We start from the raw sequence: 3,098 nt of genomic DNA, 5'->3' as shown, positions 1-3,098 counted from the left end.
GCACTGAAAGTGCTGGGCGTTTATCGCAGGATAGAATGCTATCTCGATAATGATGATGCGGGGCGAAGAACATTGGAAAAGCTGAGGGCTGATTTCGGGGAAAAGGTCATTGACCGCAGCTCTCTGTATGCCGACCATAAGGATTTGAATGAGTTCCTGCTTTCCAAGAATGCAGGGAACAATGTATAACAACAAAACGATAACGAACAATGAAAATAAAAATATTGAATACGATTTGGGTAATGGGAGTGCTTGCCCTTGCGGGGTTTTGTCTATCTGCTTGTAATCACGAGTTGGATATTCAGCAGGCGTACCCGTTCACGGTAGAAACGATGCCGGTGCAGAAGCACATCGCAAAAGGGCAGACGGCAGAGATACGCTGCACGCTCAAACGGCAGGGACGGTTTGAAGACGCACGCTATACCATCCGATATTTCCAACCCGATGGCAAGGGGATATTGAAAATGGATAATGGCACGGTCTTCGAGCCCAATGACCGTTACCCGCTTACGAAAGAGGATTTTAGGCTATACTACACATCCGCTTCCTCCGACCAGCAGACGATAGATGTGTATGTGGAGGATAATTTCGGACAGACGGTGAAACTCTCTTTTGAGTTCAACAGTCAAAGAGACGAGGAAAAGGAGAAACCGAATGAAGACAAGAAGTAAACTTCTCGTTTTATCGTTCTGCCTTGTTTGCCTATCCTGCTTCCGCCTATCCGCTCAGGAGGGCGGAAAGACACTCTTCTCACTACGGCCGTTTGAGCGTGCCGTTGTCTGCATCAAACATTTCGAGGGCTTACATTCTTGGAAGGACTATCCCTATGTGGGTTATGGGCATCGGCTTCTGCCGGGAGAACGGTTCACGGCGGCGATGACGGAACGGCAGGCGGATTCCCTGCTTCGGGCAGACCTGATGAAGCGTTTTGCTTCGTTCCAAAGGTTTGGTAAAGATGCGCTCCTGCTCACCGTTCTTTCCTACAATGTAGGCGAGTATCGCCTCTTGGGAAGTGGCAAGCGACCGAAGAGTCGCCTTGTCCGAAAATTGGAGTTGGGAGATAGGGATATTTACCGTGAATATGTCTCGTTCTGCCGATACAAGGGTAAAGTCCTCAGAGGGCTTGTCAAACGACGAAAAGTAGAGTTTGCTCTGTTTTATATACCCTGATTTTCAAATACGCCTCTTGCGACATTTTTATGCTTCGCAAGAGGTGTATTCTTGCCATTTCCTTCGCCTTTTTCGTTATGAATGAGTAACTTTGCAAATGATTGTAAGTTTACAATAAGATGAAAAAATCTACAAGTTCGATATATGATTTAGCAACAACTCCTTTTCAGAAAGAGTTATTAAATGCTTGCTTTGACAATCTCAAAGATCAGAATAATCGGTTGCAGTTTAACAATTTTGCATATAGTATTCGAGAATTATCAAGACACTTTCTCAATACTCTTGCTCCTAAGGAGGATGTAGTCTTGTGCTCATGGTTTACTGATGAATCAGGAAAAGGTAAAATAACACGGGGGCAGAAGATTAAATATGCAATAGCAGGAGGCCTTTCTGATAATGACATTGATGATCTAATTGGATTAGATATATTAGATGAAGCGAAAAAAGACGTCCTTGATTCCATAGAACTTTTGAATAAATTCACTCACATAAACGAGGATACATACGATATATCAGATAGTGAAATTGCCAGAAACTCAACTCTTGTCATAAAGGCTTTTGAAAATTTTGCTAATAGAATTATTGAATGTAGAGAAAGTGTTATCGAGAAATTAGAGTCTCAAATTTCCCAAGAAGTTGTAGAAAAAGCAATGTGGGAAATAAGCGATGAAATAGATATTTTGGCAACACATCATAATATAGAGGAAATAATCATTGACAACTACAAGGTTTCATGCATATCTTCTGACAAAATTCTTATAGAGGTTTTAGGAGACTTAGAAGTTCGTTTACAATGGGGATCTGATGGAGATTTGAGACGTGGAGATGGACATGAGTTATATGACGATTTTCCTTTCAATAGTACCTTATCTATTACAATAGCCAATGGTTTAGAAAAGGCAGAAATTAAGGTAGAAGAATACAAGGTAGATACTGATAAATGGTATGAATATGATAAAAACTTTTGATGATATAACCTTACGAAATCTATCAGATGCCATAGCTGGTATACTGACCCATAGCAAAATAACGGAGTATTTTGCAAACTCAAATATACAAGAACGTGGAGGTTCGAATAAAACAGATAGGGTTTATTACGCTTTCAGGTTCGTTCAGCAACAAGATAGGTGTGGGAACAATGTCTTGGCTTTTGTTCAGAAACTACTTACTCCCAAGCGATATAAAGACGAAAAAAACTTTGAAAATGACAGAAGCACAATAAATGAAATCTTGTCTTACGAAGGGGTAGCAATAAATGAGAGAGGAGACATTATCTCAATAACAAAGGCTAAAACAATTTCAGAAGCCAAAGAACGTTCTTCGAGATTAAAGCGAAAAGCCCAAGGGATAACTATTCATTCAGACATACTGCCCTTCTGTGACGAAGAGTGGTTAAAAGAAGACTATTTCCATGCTATTCTGGAGATAACAAAAAGTGTCGCAGACAAAATGCGACAAAAAAGTGGATTATTCTTAGACGGGTCGGAGTTGGTCGAAGCATGTTTTGGCTTAGGAAAAGAAAAGAGACCTCTTATGGCTTTTAATACATTAAGAACTCTTTCTGAGGAAAGTGAACATAAAGGTTTTAGTAATTTCATAAAAGGATTTTTTAGTATGTATCGTAATCCTAAAGCTCATACTCCGAGAATGACAGAGGATACACAATTATCAGCTATGATAGAGGTTTTAGTCGTTGCCTCTATAATTCACAACAAATTAGACAAAACATATAGGACAGGATATTAGTTATATGGCTTTTTGTTACTTTTGAGCCGTCTCAACTCACCGTCAAAAGTAACGAGGTGTTTTTCATCGGGGTTTCTTTGCTCCTTTCTTTGTCCGCCTAAAGCTCACGAAAGAAAGGAGCGGTCGGCAAATCTGCCGACCGCTTTGCTCCGTCCGTTCTTCTTGAGTGGTTATTCGTCCCG

5 protein-coding genes are annotated in these 3,098 nt (G+C 40.5%); all 5 read left to right on the top strand.

Features of this window, described 5'->3' with window-relative positions:
• The coding region (locus BN93_RS15650; protein WP_044261142.1) for a toprim domain-containing protein at nt 1-189 on the top strand (189 nt) is incomplete at its 5' end.
• A 20-nt stretch (nt 190-209) separates the two neighbouring features.
• On the top strand, nt 210-671 hold the full coding sequence (locus BN93_RS15645; RefSeq protein WP_019189229.1) for a DUF3872 domain-containing protein: 462 nt from the start codon (nt 210-212) through the stop codon (nt 669-671).
• Entirely contained in the window at nt 655-1,170 is a 516-nt protein-coding gene (locus BN93_RS15640; protein WP_044261141.1) for a lysozyme, read from the top strand. Before BN93_RS15645 ends, BN93_RS15640 begins: the two co-directional genes overlap by 17 nt.
• Before the next feature lie 119 nt (nt 1,171-1,289).
• Nucleotides 1,290-2,138 carry a pPIWI-associating nuclease domain-containing protein gene (locus BN93_RS15635; RefSeq protein ID WP_019189227.1) on the top strand — a complete coding sequence of 283 codons (849 nt, stop codon included), beginning with the start codon at nt 1,290-1,292 and terminating at the stop codon, nt 2,136-2,138.
• Nucleotides 2,116-2,916, top strand: coding sequence for a TIGR02391 family protein (locus BN93_RS15630; protein ID WP_232211219.1), 801 nt, complete (start codon nt 2,116-2,118; stop codon nt 2,914-2,916). Before BN93_RS15635 ends, BN93_RS15630 begins: the two co-directional genes overlap by 23 nt.
• The last annotated feature ends 182 nt before the right edge of the window (nt 2,917-3,098 follow it).

The sequence above is a fragment of the Prevotella conceptionensis 9403948 genome, assembly GCF_000312305.1.
Taxonomy (GTDB): Bacteria; Bacteroidota; Bacteroidia; order Bacteroidales; family Bacteroidaceae; genus Prevotella; species Prevotella conceptionensis.
Note: the sequence above shows the minus strand (reverse complement) of the source record. Positions and strands in the feature narration are given on the sequence as shown.

What these genes read in the sequence shown, in the direction of transcription:
- BN93_RS15635 (WP_019189227.1), top strand. Translation starts at nt 1,290, where the DNA reads ATGAAAAAATCTACAAGTTCGATATATGATTTAGCAACAACTCCTTTT.
- BN93_RS15645 (WP_019189229.1), top strand. Translation starts at nt 210, where the DNA reads ATGAAAATAAAAATATTGAATACGATTTGGGTAATGGGAGTGCTTGCC.
- BN93_RS15640 (WP_044261141.1), top strand. Translation starts at nt 655, where the DNA reads ATGAAGACAAGAAGTAAACTTCTCGTTTTATCGTTCTGCCTTGTTTGC.
- BN93_RS15630 (WP_232211219.1), top strand. Translation starts at nt 2,116, where the DNA reads ATGAATATGATAAAAACTTTTGATGATATAACCTTACGAAATCTATCA.